This is a genomic window from Serratia sp. CY31944 (assembly GCF_052169175.1).
GTDB classification, from domain to species: Bacteria; Pseudomonadota; Gammaproteobacteria; order Enterobacterales; family Enterobacteriaceae; genus Serratia; species Serratia sarumanii.
The window spans coordinates 18,379-30,625 of record NZ_JBJNLG010000032.1; the positions used below are offsets into that span (position 1 = coordinate 18,379).

Annotated in this window: 13 protein-coding genes and 1 riboswitch; of the genes, 6 read left to right on the forward strand and 7 right to left on the reverse strand. The window is 61.6% G+C overall.

All coding sequences use genetic code 11. The features are described 5' to 3' along the window. The 5 genes from thiS to ACJ8IN_RS23740 form a co-directional block, all read right to left on the reverse strand. Complete coding sequence (gene thiS / locus ACJ8IN_RS23720) at positions 1-201, reverse strand: sulfur carrier protein ThiS (protein ID WP_016929423.1); 201 nt, start codon at positions 199-201, stop codon at positions 1-3. After that, positions 198-947 (reverse strand): HesA/MoeB/ThiF family protein, encoded by a 750-nt coding sequence (locus ACJ8IN_RS23725; RefSeq protein WP_060429226.1) that lies wholly within the window; start codon positions 945-947, stop codon positions 198-200. Before ACJ8IN_RS23725 ends, thiS begins: the two co-directional genes overlap by 4 nt. Continuing rightward, on the reverse strand, positions 940-1,590 hold the full coding sequence (thiE, locus tag ACJ8IN_RS23730; RefSeq protein WP_033655322.1) for a thiamine phosphate synthase: 651 nt from the start codon (positions 1,588-1,590) through the stop codon (positions 940-942). The genes ACJ8IN_RS23725 and thiE overlap by 8 nt, the downstream gene beginning before the upstream one ends. Then, positions 1,583-3,526, reverse strand: a complete 1,944-nt coding sequence (gene thiC, locus ACJ8IN_RS23735; RefSeq protein WP_308325355.1) for a phosphomethylpyrimidine synthase ThiC — start codon at positions 3,524-3,526, stop codon at positions 1,583-1,585. The genes thiE and thiC overlap by 8 nt, the downstream gene beginning before the upstream one ends. A 114-nt stretch (positions 3,527-3,640) precedes the next feature. After that, positions 3,641-3,765, reverse strand: a riboswitch (TPP riboswitch). A gap of 39 nt (positions 3,766-3,804) precedes the next feature. Next, positions 3,805-4,308, reverse strand: coding sequence for an Rsd/AlgQ family anti-sigma factor (locus ACJ8IN_RS23740; protein ID WP_047569730.1), 504 nt, complete (start codon positions 4,306-4,308; stop codon positions 3,805-3,807). A gap of 101 nt (positions 4,309-4,409) precedes the next feature. Here ACJ8IN_RS23740 and nudC point away from each other — a divergent pair, with 101 nt between their 5' ends. The 6 genes from nudC (at position 4,410) to ACJ8IN_RS23770 (ending at position 8,785) form a co-directional block, all read left to right on the forward strand. Next, positions 4,410-5,177 carry an NAD(+) diphosphatase gene (gene nudC, locus ACJ8IN_RS23745; RefSeq protein WP_033638644.1) on the forward strand — a complete coding sequence of 256 codons (768 nt, stop codon included), beginning with the start codon at positions 4,410-4,412 and terminating at the stop codon, positions 5,175-5,177. 38 nt (positions 5,178-5,215) lie between these two features. Continuing rightward, a complete protein-coding gene (hemE, locus tag ACJ8IN_RS23750; protein ID WP_047569727.1) occupies positions 5,216-6,280 on the forward strand; it encodes a uroporphyrinogen decarboxylase in 1,065 nt (354 codons plus the stop codon). 9 nt (positions 6,281-6,289) lie between these two features. Next, on the forward strand, positions 6,290-6,976 hold the full coding sequence (gene nfi / locus ACJ8IN_RS23755) for a deoxyribonuclease V (protein ID WP_033649987.1): 687 nt from the start codon (positions 6,290-6,292) through the stop codon (positions 6,974-6,976). A 48-nt stretch (positions 6,977-7,024) separates the two neighbouring features. Continuing rightward, complete coding sequence (locus tag ACJ8IN_RS23760; RefSeq protein ID WP_025160203.1) at positions 7,025-7,615, forward strand: YjaG family protein; 591 nt, start codon at positions 7,025-7,027, stop codon at positions 7,613-7,615. A 189-nt stretch (positions 7,616-7,804) separates the two neighbouring features. Beyond that, positions 7,805-8,077 (forward strand): nucleoid-associated protein HU-alpha, encoded by a 273-nt coding sequence (gene hupA / locus ACJ8IN_RS23765; protein ID WP_004929874.1) that lies wholly within the window; start codon positions 7,805-7,807, stop codon positions 8,075-8,077. A 36-nt stretch (positions 8,078-8,113) separates the two neighbouring features. Further along, positions 8,114-8,785, forward strand: coding sequence for a DUF1481 domain-containing protein (locus ACJ8IN_RS23770; protein ID WP_094860209.1), 672 nt, complete (start codon positions 8,114-8,116; stop codon positions 8,783-8,785). Between the two features lie 49 nt (positions 8,786-8,834). Here ACJ8IN_RS23770 and purD read toward each other — a convergent pair whose 3' ends face one another. Continuing rightward, positions 8,835-10,118, reverse strand: a complete 1,284-nt coding sequence (gene purD, locus ACJ8IN_RS23775) for a phosphoribosylamine--glycine ligase (protein ID WP_033636738.1) — start codon at positions 10,116-10,118, stop codon at positions 8,835-8,837. A 48-nt stretch (positions 10,119-10,166) separates the two neighbouring features. Next, a complete protein-coding gene (gene purH / locus ACJ8IN_RS23780; protein ID WP_094860210.1) occupies positions 10,167-11,756 on the reverse strand; it encodes a bifunctional phosphoribosylaminoimidazolecarboxamide formyltransferase/IMP cyclohydrolase in 1,590 nt (529 codons plus the stop codon). Between the last annotated feature and the right edge of the window lie 491 nt (positions 11,757-12,247).

Consider the following 12,247-nt stretch of genomic DNA (forward strand, 5'->3'; position numbering starts at 1 on the left):
TCAGCCTCCGGCGATCGCTTGAAACAGCAAAATGTCGTCACCGTCCTGCACCTGATGGTCGGCCCAGTCGGCGCGCGGGATGATGGTTTGGTTGATCGCCAGCGCGGTGCCCGGCTGGTGGCGTTCCAGCTGGGTCAGCAGGGCGGCGACGCTGAGCGGCTGCGCCAGCTCCAGCGGTTGGTCGTTCAGACGGATCTTCATGCCGCGCCTCCGCATACCGGGCAGGCGCGGGCCTGGCTCAGTTGCAGCGTGCTCCAGCTCTGCTGCTTGCCGTCGAACAGCCGCAGCTTGCCGCTGAGGGAGGAAGGCATACCGGCCAGCATCTTGATGGCTTCCAGCGCTTGCAGAGTGCCGATCACGCCCACCACCGGGCCGAGCACCCCGGCGGTGCGGCAGTTGCGCTGCGGCTCTTCCTGCTCCGGGTACAGGCAGGCGTAGCAGCCGTGCGCATAGGGCGGCTCGAGCACCAGCAACTGGCCGCTGAAACCGACCGCGCTGCCGCTGATCAGCGGCTTGGCGGCGGCGATGCAGGCGGCATTGACCTCATGACGGGTCGCCATATTGTCGCAGCAGTCCAGCACCAGATCGGCGCGGGCGACCGCGTCGCGCAGCGCTTGCCCCTGTAGCCGCTGCGCCAGCGGGATGGATTCCACCAACGGGTTCAGCGCCTGCAGGTGGCGTTGCGCCAGCGCCGCCTTGCCGGTGGCGATATCGGCGCTGCGGTAGAGGATTTGCCGCTGCAGGTTGGTGACATGCAGCTGGTCGTCGTCGGCCAGCAGCAACGTGCCGACGCCGGCGGCGGCCAGATACAGCGAAGCCGGGGAACCGAGCCCGCCCAAACCGACGATCAGCACCGTGGCGCGCTTGAGTCTCTCCTGGCCTTCCGGGCCGACGTCCTCCAGCAGCAGCTGGCGGCTGTAGCGCAGGAATTCCTGATCGTTAAGCATCGTTCGGATCCTCGCCTTCGATCAGCCGCAATAGCTCGGCCGTCGCCGCGCGCCAGTCCGGCGCCTGGGTGATGGCGCTGACCACCGCCACGCTGCCGACGCCGCACGCCAGCACTGCCGGTACGCGATCGATGCTGATCCCGCCGATCGCCACCGTCGGGTAATCCGCCAGGCCGGCGATGTGGCGTTTCAACTCCGCCAGCCCCTGCGGCGCCGAAGGCATGTCTTTGGTTTGGGTGGGGAAGATGTGCCCCAGCGCGATGTAGGAAGGTTTCACCGCCAGCGCGCGCGCCAGCTCCGCGTCGTCATGGGTGGACACGCCCAGCCGCAGCCCGGCGCGGTGAATGGCCGCCAGATCGGTAGTATCGAGATCCTCCTGGCCCAGATGCACGCCGTAAGCGCCGTGCTTGATCGCCAGCCGCCAGTAGTCGTTGATGAACAGCCGCGCCTGATAACGCTGGCCCAGCGCGATGGCAGCGGCGATATCCGCTTCGACCTGCTCGTCAGGCAGGTCCTTGATGCGCAGCTGGATGGTGGTGACGCCGGCCTCCAGCAGGCGAGCGATCCATTCCACGCTGTCGACGACCGGGTAAAGCCCCAGCTTGTGGGGCGTAGCCGGGAAGGGGGTCGTGATATCAGTCATTGCTTGTCTCCTCTTGCAGGGTGCCGGCGCTGTGATACAGCTCGCTGCCGCGGGCGAGGAACTCGGCGGACATTTTCTCCATGCCGGTCAGCTGCACTTCGATCGGCTTGGCGGCCTCCTGGGCCGCGGCGTAGTCGCGCACCTCCTGCGAAATTTTCATCGAGCAGAATTTCGGCCCGCACATCGAGCAGAAGTGGGCGACCTTGCCGGACTCCTGCGGCAGGGTTTCGTCGTGATAGGCGCGGGCGGTGGCCGGATCGAGCGCCAGATTGAACTGATCTTCCCAGCGGAATTCGAAACGCGCCTTGGACATGGCGTTATCGCGGATCTGCGCACCCGGATGGCCTTTGGCCAGATCGGCGGCGTGAGCGGCGATCTTGTAGGTGATCAGGCCCTGCTTGACGTCCTCTTTGTTCGGCAGGCCGAGGTGTTCTTTCGGCGTGACGTAACACAACATGGCGCAGCCGAACCAGCCGATCATTGCCGCGCCGATGCCGGAGGTGAAATGGTCATAGCCCGGGGCGATATCGGTGGTCAGCGGGCCGAGGGTGTAGAACGGCGCTTCGTGGCAGTGTTCCAGCTCTTCGGTCATGTTGCGGCGGATCATCTGCATCGGCACGTGGCCCGGGCCTTCGATCATCACCTGCACGTCGTATTCCCAGGCGATTTTGGTCAGCTCGCCCAGCGTATGCAGCTCGGCGAACTGGGCTTCGTCGTTGGCGTCCTGAATCGAGCCGGGGCGCAGGCCGTCGCCGAGCGACAGCGAAACGTCGTAGGCGGCGCAGATCTCACAGATTTCACGGAAATGCTGATAGAGGAAGTTTTCCTGATGGTGCGACAGACACCATTTGGCCATGATCGAGCCGCCGCGCGACACGATGCCGGTCAGGCGTTTGGCGGTCATTGGCACGTAGCGCAGCAGCACGCCGGCGTGGATGGTGAAGTAGTCGACCCCTTGCTCCGCCTGTTCCAGCAGCGTATCGCGGAACATCTCCCAGGTGAGGTTTTCCGCCACGCCGTTGACCTTCTCCAGCGCCTGGTAGATCGGCACGGTGCCGATGGGCACCGGGCTGTTGCGCAGGATCCACTCGCGGGTTTCGTGAATATAGCGGCCGGTAGAGAGATCCATCACGGTGTCCGCGCCCCAGCGGGTGGACCACACCAGCTTCTCCACCTCTTCTTCGATCGACGACGTGACCGCCGAGTTGCCGATATTGGCGTTCACCTTCACCAGGAAATTGCGGCCGATGATCATCGGCTCCGCCTCCGGGTGATTGATGTTGGCGGGAATGATGGCGCGGCCGGCGGCCACTTCCTGGCGCACGAACTCCGGCGTGATGTTGTTCGGCAGGTTGACGCCCCAGCTCTGGCCCGGGTGCTGGTGGCGCAGCACTTCGCCGCGAATGCGCTCGCGCCCCATGTTTTCACGGATGGCGATGAACTCCATCTCCGGGGTGACGATACCGGCGCGGGCATAGTGCAGCTGGGTCACGCACCTGCCCGGCAGCGCCTTGCGCGGCAGCGGCAGATGTTCGAAGCGCAGATGATCCAGCCCCTCGTCCGCCAGCCGCTGTTGGGTGAAGCCGGAGCTGGCGCCGCTGAGGGTGGCGGTATCGCCGCGCGCGTCGATCCAGCCGGCGCGCAGTTTGGCCAGGCCGGCGTGCACGTCGAGCTTGGCCTGCGGATCGCCGTAGGGGCCGGCGGTGTCATACACCGGGATCGCCTCGTTGGGTTCATACTGCGGGTTGTCTTTGCTGCCGCCGAGCAGGGTCGGGCTGAGCTGAATTTCGCGCATCGGCACCTGGATATCGCTGCGCGAGCCTTGCAGATAGATACGGCGTGAGTTCGGGAAAGCCATGCCTTGCAGGGTGTCGATAAACTGCTGGGCGGCTTCGCGTTGCGCTTTACGGGCGCGCGGTGGATTAACGTTAGACATAGCAAGTTCCTACCAGTGTGTTGGGTTGGGAAAGTTGCTTGTCTGGAGCTCGGAGGGAGTAATGATGGTGGCCGATAAGGCAGGGGGCCCGCAAGGGGAAGGCCGTGCCTGTGGCGATAGATTACTCTTGTTCCCTTCGCGGGTATTAACCCGATCAGGTTCCGCGGATCCCGAATTAACGGTCTCAGCCTGGCTGATTCGATGAACAAATCAGGCGCTAGGCACTCCGACAAGATGCCCCCCAGTATAGGAGGGATAAGAAAAAAAACTATAAAATTTTAACGCGCCGGATCCAGCGCCTGTTCCGGCAGCGTTTGCTGCGCGGCTTCCGCCTCCAGCAGGATCAGCTTATCTTCCAGCGCAAAGCGCGCCGCCAGCGTTTCGCCGATATCCGACAAGGCCTGGTGGAATTCCAGACAAACCTCCTGATCGATATCCACTTCGGTATAGCGATCGTGGAACGCCATGATCTGTTCGGTATTGGCCCACAGCTTGGGGTAGATGTTCACCGCCAGCGACATTTTCGGACTGGCTGCGCCTTCCACTTGTTTGATAATTCTGTCATAGATATGAAAATGCCCTGCGGAGAGGTAATCCACCAGGTTGTGGCAAAAGTTCTCCAGCGCTTTTTCATTCAGCGGCGTATGCTTTTCTTTATTCGGTTTGAGGCCTACCAGCGTGCAGTAGGCGACCAGCAACTGCTTGCGGGCCTGAAGCCATTGATCAACTAATTCATTACTACCGCCAACGCGCTGAGTCAGCCTTTCCAAACGGTTGAGCATGTTTGACTCCGTGTAAGTAATAAAAGTAACCGGTAAGTTATTAAAATGTAACAAAGCCGATTCGTAGAGTGCCAGTGAAGCTGAGGTTGTGCAACAACGATATGGAACTTGCATTAACGGGCAATGAAAACGGCTGGTGGATCGTCAGCCATGAAAGCAAACTTTGGTTACCGAACGGTGAATTGCCGTCGGGGACGGCCGCCACCCTCGGGCTACAGGGCCGTATGGCGCGCACCATCGGTGAGTGGGCGGGTGCGCCGGTTTGGCTGGTGCGCCAGGCGATGCCGCGGGAGATGGGCTCGGTGCGTCAGCTGTTGGATCTGGATCGTGGTCTGTTTCAGCTTGCCGGGCGCGGCGTGCAGCTGGCGGATTTCTACCGTTCACATCGCTATTGCGGCTACTGCGGCCATGAGATGCACCTCAGCCGCAGCGAGAGCGCCTGCCTGTGTGGCCACTGCAAAGAGCGCTACTATCCGCAGATTGCACCCTGCGTGATCGTCGCCATTCGGCGCGAGGATCAGATCCTGCTGGCGCAACACGTGCGCCATCGCGGCGGTATCCACACGGTGCTGGCCGGCTTCGTCGAAGTGGGCGAAACGCTGGAGCAGGCGGTAGCGCGCGAAGTGATGGAAGAGAGCAATATCGAAATCAAGAACCTGCGCTACGTCACTTCACAACCCTGGCCGTTCCCGCACTCGCTGATGATGGCCTTTATGGCCGATTACCATCAGGGGGAAATTCGTCACGATCCCAAGGAGCTGCTCAACGCCGGCTGGTATCGCTACGACCAATTGCCGCTGTTGCCGCCGCCCGGCACCGTGGCGCGCCGGTTGATTGAGGACACCGTGGCGCTGTGCCGGGCAGAATAATGTACAATGGCCGGCAGATTATTAAGGGAGCCCCATAAATGACTGAGTTGAAGAACGATCGCTACCTGCGCGCGCTGTTGCGCCAGCCGGTGGATGTGACCCCCGTATGGATGATGCGCCAGGCCGGTCGTTATTTACCGGAGTACAAGGCGACCCGCGCCCAGGCCGGTGATTTCATGTCGCTGTGCAAGAACGCGGAGCTGGCCTGCGAGGTCACGCTGCAGCCGCTGCGCCGCTATGCGCTGGACGCCGCCATCCTGTTCTCCGACATTCTCACCATTCCCGACGCCATGGGGCTCGGCCTGTACTTTGAAGCCGGCGAAGGCCCGCGTTTCAGCTCCCCCATAACCTGCCGCGCCGACGTCGACAAGCTGCCGGTGTTCGATCCGGAAGTGGAACTGGGCTATGTGATGAACGCGGTGCGCACCATTCGCCGCGAGCTGAAGGGCGAAGTGCCGCTGATCGGCTTCTCCGGCAGCCCGTGGACGCTGGCGACTTATATGGTCGAAGGCGGCAGCAGCAAAGCCTTCACCAAGCTGAAGAAGATGATGTATGCCGAACCGGCCACGCTGCACCTGTTGCTGGACAAGCTGGCGGACAGCGTGATCCTGTACCTCAATGCCCAGCTCAAGGCCGGCGCGCAGTCGGTGATGGTGTTCGACACCTGGGGCGGCGTGCTGACCGGGCGCGATTACCGCGAGTTCTCTTTGCACTACATGCACAAGATCGTCGACGGGCTGCTGCGTGAAAACGACGGCCGCCGCGTGCCGGTGACGCTGTTCACCAAAGGCGGCGGGCAGTGGCTGGAGGCGATGGCCGCCACCGGCTGCGATGCGCTGGGGCTGGATTGGACCACCGACATCGCCGACGCGCGTCGGCGCGTCGGCGACAAAGTGGCGCTGCAGGGCAATATGGATCCGTCGATGCTTTATGCCTCTCCGGCGCGCATCGCGGAAGAAGTGGAGACCATTCTGGCCGGTTTCGGCCACGGCAACGGCCATGTGTTCAACCTGGGCCACGGCATCCATCAGGATGTGCCGCCGGAGCACGCCGGCGCCTTCGTCGAGGCGGTGCACGCGCACTCGGCGAAATACCACCGTTAAGGATTCGATGTGACCGATATGGCGGCCCTGCGCGCCGAACAGCTGCGGCGCGCGGCTGAAGTCATTCGCTACGACGATCTGCCGGCCGAACCGCCGGCCTTCATCGCCGGCGCCGACGTGGGCTTCGAGCAGGAGGGGGCGGTGACGCGCGCCGCCATCGCCATCCTGCGCTATCCGTCGCTGGAACTGGTGGAGTATCAGGTGGCGCGCATCGCCACCGTCATGCCCTACATCCCGGGCTTCCTGTCGTTTCGCGAATACCCGGCGCTGTTGGCCGCCTGGGGGCAGTTGCAGCAGAAACCGGGGCTGATCTTCGTCGATGGGCATGGCATTTCGCATCCGCGGCGTCTCGGCGTCGCCAGCCATTTCGGCCTGCTGGTCGATGTGCCGACCATCGGCGTGGCCAAGAAGCGCCTGTGCGGCAAATTTGCGCCGCTGGACGCCGCCGTCGGCGCGCTGGCGCCGTTGGAAGATAAGGGGGAACAGCTGGGCTGGGTGTGGCGCAGCAAGGCGCGTTGCAACCCGCTGTTCATCTCTACCGGCCATCGCGTGAGCGCCGACAGCGCGCTGGCGTGGGTGCAACGCTGTATGGCGGGCTACCGTTTACCGGAGCCGACCCGTTGGGCCGACGCCATCGCATCGCGCCGTCCGGCGTTTCAGCGTTGGTTGCAGCAGCATCCGGAGGTGTCGCCATGAGCGATTTCGGGTACACTGCGCCGCAGATAACGCGTAAGAGAGTAAAGCATGCTACGTAACCCGATTCATTTACGTCTGGAACGGCTCGAGGCCTGGCAACATTTGACCTTTATGGCCAGTTTGTGCGAGCGTATGTACCCGAATTACCAGATGTTCTGCAAACAGACCGAGTTCGGCGATCCGGCGGTTTATCGCCGCATTCTGGATTTGGTGTGGGAAACGCTGGTGGTGAAGGACGCCAAGGTCAACTTCGACAGCCAGCTCGAGAAGTTGGAAGAGGCGATTCCGTCGGCGGAAGATTACGATCTTTACGGCGTTTACCCGGCAATTGATGCCTGTATCGCATTAGGGGAACTGATCCATTCGCGGCTCGGCGGGGAGACGCTGGAGCACGCCATCGCCATCAGCGAAACATCGATTCGCACCGTGGCGATGTTGGAAATGACCCAAGCTGGTAAGGAAATGACCGACGAAGAGTTGGAAAGTTTGCCTGCGGTAGAGGAAGAATGGGACATTCAATGGGAAATTTTCCGCCTGTTGGACGCCTGTGAAGAGCGCGATATAGACCTGATCAAGGGGCTGCGATCCGACCTGCGAGAGGCCGGTGTCAGCAACATCGGGATAAATTTAGCGCAATAAGGCAACAAAACGTGATTTAACGCCTGATTTGTCATGCCTTAAGGCTTCACATCCGCACCCTGTCTGGTCTACATTTGGGGGGCGTAAAAAAAGTGGCTATCGGTGCGTGTATGCAGGAGAGTGCTGTCAATCGGCATATCCGTCGCACTCGATGCTTTGCAAACGATAAACACACTGTAAGGATAACTTATGAACAAGACTCAACTGATTGATGTAATCGCGGACAAGGCTGACCTTTCCAAAGCACAAGCTAAACTGGCTCTGGAATCCACCCTGGCTGCTATTACTGAGTCTCTGAAAGAAGGTGATGCAGTACAATTGGTTGGCTTCGGTACTTTCAAAGTAAACCATCGTAGCGAGCGCACTGGCCGCAACCCACAGACTGGCAAAGAAATCAAAATCGCAGCAGCCAACGTGCCTGCGTTCGTTTCTGGCAAAGCACTGAAAGACGCTGTTAAATAAGACCGCGCCTCGGTGAAAAGAATAAACAGGGGGGCGATGGCGCCCCTTTTGTTTGCTCGTCGGGCGCTCATGGCCGTTGGCATCGCCGTCGGCCTGAGTGCCTGCAGTTTCCATTCCGATATCCCCAGCTTTACCGCCAGCGGCTTCGTGGCCGATCAGGGTGTGATACGCCTGTGGCGTAAAGACGATGAGCAACATCGTCCGCAGGTGTTGGTCAGCGTCTACAGCCCTTACCGTGGTCCGGGTACCATCACCACGCTGTACACCTATCAGGGCGACGTGCTGCGCCAAATCAAACGCAACGATGCCGACGGCGATCGAGATTCCATTCAGCTGCGCTTTGCCGACGACGGCACGGTGAGCTTTATGCAGCGCCAGCTGGCGACACGCCGCGAACCGCTGACCAGCGATGAAATTGCTCTGTACCAATATCAGGCGCGGCGTATCCTTGAAGTGAGCAATGCGCTGCGCGCCGGCAAGGTGAAATTGCTGCAGGGGCACTGGATGCAGGGCGAGGTGCAAACCTGCGACGGCCAACGCATGAAACCGGGGCTGGATGCCGCCTCCATCGTTTGGATCGAGAAACGCGCCCGCAGCAGTAGCCGGCCGGTGAGCGTCGCCTGGCTGGAAGCGCCCGAAGGCAGCGAACTGCTGCTGGTGGCGAACGACGACTTCTGCAGCTGGGAACCGAAAGAAGAGCAGCTGTAAAAAAGGCCCCGCGCTGCGGAGCCTCCCATCATGACCTTAGACGGCCAAATCACTTGCCGCGCGCAATCGCGCGATAACCGATATCTTTGCGGCAGAAGCTGCCCGGCCACTGAATGCCTTCCGCCAGCTGGTAGGCGCGTTGCTGCGCCTGCGCCACGGTGTCGCCCAGCGCCGTTACGCACAGCACGCGGCCGCCGCTGGTGACGACATCATCGCCCTGCAGGCGTGTACCGGCGTGGAAGACCTTGCCGTCGGCGCTTTCCTGCTGCGGCAATCCCTGGATCACTTCGCCGTTGCGATAGTCGCCCGGATAACCGCCGGCCGCCAGCACCACGCCGAGCGCAGGGCGTTCGTCCCAGTCGGAGCTTTTCTCGTTCAGGCGGCCTTCGGCACCCGCCAGGCACAGTTCCACCAGATCGGAGCGCAGGCGCAGCATGATCGGCTGGGTTTCGGGATCGCCAAAACGACAGTTGAATTCGATCACCTTCGGCTGGCCATCGGCGGCGATCATCAGGCCGGCGTACAGGAAGCCGACGTAGGTGTTGCCTTCCGCCGCCATGCCGCGCACCGTCGGCCAGATCACCTGATCCATGGCGCGCCGGTGGATTTCGTCGGTCACGACCGGCGCCGGGGAGTAAGCCCCCATGCCGCCGGTGTTCGGGCCGGTATCGCCGTCGCCGACGCGCTTGTGGTCTTGGCTGGTGGCCATCGGCACCACGTTCTCGCCGTCGACCATCACGATGAAGCTGGCTTCTTCGCCGTCGAGGAACTCTTCCACCACGATGCGATGACCGGCGTCGCCGAACGCGTTGCCGGCCAGCATGTCACGCACGGCTTCTTCCGCTTCCTGCAGCGTCATCGCGACGATCACGCCTTTACCGGCCGCCAGGCCATCGGCCTTGATGACGATCGGTGCGCCTTTGCGGCGCACATAGGCCAGTGCCGGCTCTACCTCGGTGAAGTTTTCATATTCGGCGGTCGGGATGCGGTGGCGCGCCAGGAAATCCTTGGTGAAGGCTTTGGAGCCTTCGAGTTGCGCGGCGGCCTGCGACGGGCCGAAGATTTTCAGGCCGGCGGCCTGGAAGGCGTCGACCACGCCGATCACCAGCGGCGCTTCCGGCCCGACGATGGTCAGACCGATGTCATGGCTCTGGGCGAAAGCGACCAGGGCAGGGATGTCGGTGGCGGCGATCGCCACGTTTTCCAGATTGGCTTCCAGCGCGGTGCCGGCATTGCCAGGCGCAACGTAGACTTTGTCCGCCAGCGGAGACTGGGCGGCTTTCCAGGCCAGCGCGTGTTCGCGCCCGCCGTTGCCGATAATCAAAATGTTCATCAGGGGCTCCACGAATGGCGTGCGCCGGAGCGCACGCGGCAAAAGGAATTAATGGCGGAAGTGACGCATGTCGGTAAAGATCATGGCGATGCCGTGTTCGTTGGCGGCGGCGATCACTTCGTCGTCGCGGATAGAGCCGCCCGGCTGGATCACGCAGGTAATGCCGACCGCCGCCGCGGCATCGATGCCGTCGCGGAACGGGAAGAAGGCGTCGGAGGCCATGGCGGACCCTTTCACTTCCAGCCCTTCGTCGCCTGCTTTGATGCCGGCGATCTTGGCGGAGTAAACGCGGCTCATCTGGCCGGCACCTATGCCGATGGTCATGTTGTCACGTGCATAAACGATGGCGTTGGATTTCACGAACTTGGCCACTTTCCAGCAGAACAGCGCGTCGCGCAGTTCCTGCTCGGTCGGCTGGCGCTCGGATACCACACGCAGATCGGCGGCGGTCACCATGCCCAGATCGCGATCCTGCACCAGCAGGCCGCCGTTGACGCGCTTGAAGTCCAGCCCCGCCACGCGTTGCTGCCACTGGCCGCAGGCCAGCACGCGCACGTTCTGCTTGGCGGCCAGCAGGGAGCGCGCTTCCTGGGTGACGTTTGGCGCGATGATCACTTCCACGAATTGGCGGCTGATGATCGCCTGCGCGGTGGCGGCATCCAGCTCGCGGTTAAAGGCAATGATGCCGCCGAAGGCGGAGGTCGGGTCGGTTTGGTAAGCGCGCTCGTAGGCGGCCAGGATGTCGTCGCCGATCGCCACGCCGCAAGGGTTGGCGTGTTTGACGATCACGCAGGCCGGCTCGGCGAACTCTTTCACGCATTCCAGCGCGGCGTCGGTATCGGCGATGTTGTTATACGACAGCGCCTTGCCCTGCAGCTGTTCGGCGGTCGCGACGGACGCTTCCTTTACCTCTTCTTCTATATAGAAGGCGGCCTGCTGGTGGCTGTTCTCACCGTAGCGCATATCCTGCTTCTTGATGTAGTTGAGGTTCAGGGTGCGCGGGAAGCGGCCGGACGGCTGCTCGGTCTCGCCGTGGTACGCCGGCACCAGCGCGCCGAAGTAGTTGGCGATCATGCTGTCGTAGGCGGCGGTGTGCTCGAAGGCCTTGATGGCGAGATCGAAGCGGGTGGCATAGCGCAGCGAGCCGTCGTTGTTGTCCATCTCGGTAATGATGGCGGCGTAGTCGCTGCTCTTCACTACGATGGCGACGTCTTTATGGTTCTTGGCGGCGGAGCGCACCATGGTTGGGCCGCCGATATCGATATTCTCGACCGCGTCTTCCTGCGAGCAATCCGGGCGCGCCACGGTTTGGGCGAACGGGTACAGATTGACGACCACCATGTCGATAGGCTGGATGTCATGCTGAGTCATGACGGCGTCGTCCTGCCCGCGGCGGCCGAGAATACCGCCGTGAACTTTCGGGTGCAGGGTCTTTACTCGTCCGTCCATCATCTCCGGGAAGCCGGTGTAGTCGGAAACTTCGGTAACGGGCAGACCGGCGTCTGCCAGCAGGCGAGCGGTGCCGCCGGTGGAGAGCAGTTCAACGCCGCGCTGGGAAAGCGCTTCGGCGAATTCAACGATACCGGCTTTGTCAGACACGCTGAGCAGGGCCCGGCGGATTGGACGAGGTTGTTGCATGGTTTTATCCCTTGGCTTTGAGTCGCAATTAAAGAGCGTTACGTGAATGTCCACCTCGTTCTCTCTATAAGGAAAGGTTTTTGCCTTATAAGGGAGGGGCAGGCGCATATTCAGGTAACGCCCCCATAAAAAGGGGGATCGTTTCGTCGCGGGGAATTGTAGCGAAAACGTTTGCGTGGCGCTCGTAAATTTTCCGTGCAAATCGCATCTGTGGATAACACTGTGTGCAAGTGGGTATAAGGCGGGGTTTTGCTGTGGAATGCAGCGAACGATCGTTTTTGCGGAAAATACCTGTTGCGGCCTGCGAGGAACTCCCTATAATGCGCCTCCATCGACACGGAACATGTGAACAACTTCACAGAGTATCCGGGTGTCGCAGAGAAAAAATCCTGAAAATTAGGGTTGACTCTGAAAGAGGAAAGCGTAATATACGCCACCTCGAGTTAGCAAGCGAAAGCGCCTAACTCACTGCTCTTTAACAATTTATCAGA